Source organism: Bradyrhizobium sp. LeoB3, from assembly GCF_055456055.1.
In genome coordinates this window covers 1-729 of record NZ_JBVBEF010000334.1, presented here as the reverse complement: position 1 = coordinate 729, position 729 = coordinate 1, and the positions used below count along the sequence as shown (strand labels likewise).

2 protein-coding genes are annotated in these 729 nt (G+C 58.4%); both read left to right on the top strand.

Annotation, left to right across the window (positions count from 1 at the left end):
- The first annotated feature begins 33 nt into the window (after window positions 1–33).
- The gene (locus ACZXDY_RS46190; protein WP_464350054.1) at window positions 34–309 is read left to right on the top strand and encodes a hypothetical protein; all 276 of its coding nucleotides are present in this window, start codon (window positions 34–36) and stop codon (window positions 307–309) included.
- A gap of 196 nt (window positions 310–505) precedes the next feature.
- On the top strand, window positions 506–729 hold a 224-nt coding region (locus ACZXDY_RS46185), incomplete at its 3' end, for a hypothetical protein (RefSeq protein ID WP_464350053.1).

Below are 729 nucleotides of genomic sequence, written 5' to 3'. Positions count from 1 at the left end.
CCCTGAGACATAGCTGTACCGGGCGACAGGGAAATGACCATCAAAGCGAAAACAACCAATGCAGAGGTTCTCATTTTCAACCTCCGAAACTGTATGCAAGACAAGGAAAATCTTGTGGTTTTGTTCCGCCACCCACTAGGCAAGACCCTGGACGATCGCGGAGGTGAATCGGTCGCAGGCCGCGACGCTGGACCGAAGCGACAGCGGCTCCTGCGCTCCGAGAAATTTTCCCCGCCATACTGGCAAGAGATTGGGAACGAAAGCTCCCGCCACGATTTCAGAAGCGATGAGACCGCCGCTCGCCGTTAAAACTACACGGCGCATGTCGCGGATAGCCAAAGGTCGCAAGACCCGCTGTTGTCGGAACAAGCGCTCGCGCAGATAGCCAAAAGCGGCGGTCTCCGGCTCCATTTGCCAGGGGTGCTCGGCAAGTTAGGAGGAGGTACGGGTGGCGTGGGCGTTGGTCTCCGGTGGGCGGCATTCTTACCCCGCACGAGGCTTCGTTATGTCCAACCGCATTGACATAGACCACAAACACAGCCGCGCCATTGTTCGAGAGATCGGCGAGAGACTGCGCGCGTTGCTAAAACCAGAGCCGGATTTACCGGCGAACGTTACAACGCAAATCAACCGGCTCCGCGCATTGGAAGGCGCAGTCACCATCGATCATCCCAGCGGCCGAGCATTGGGACAAGCCGCGCCGGTAAGCTGCGATGGGGCAGCACAGAC

Bases quoted from the DNA above. Each gene is read 5' to 3' on its own strand.
- ACZXDY_RS46190 (WP_464350054.1), top strand. From the start codon at position 34: ATGACCATCAAAGCGAAAACAACCAATGCAGAGGTTCTCATTTTCAAC.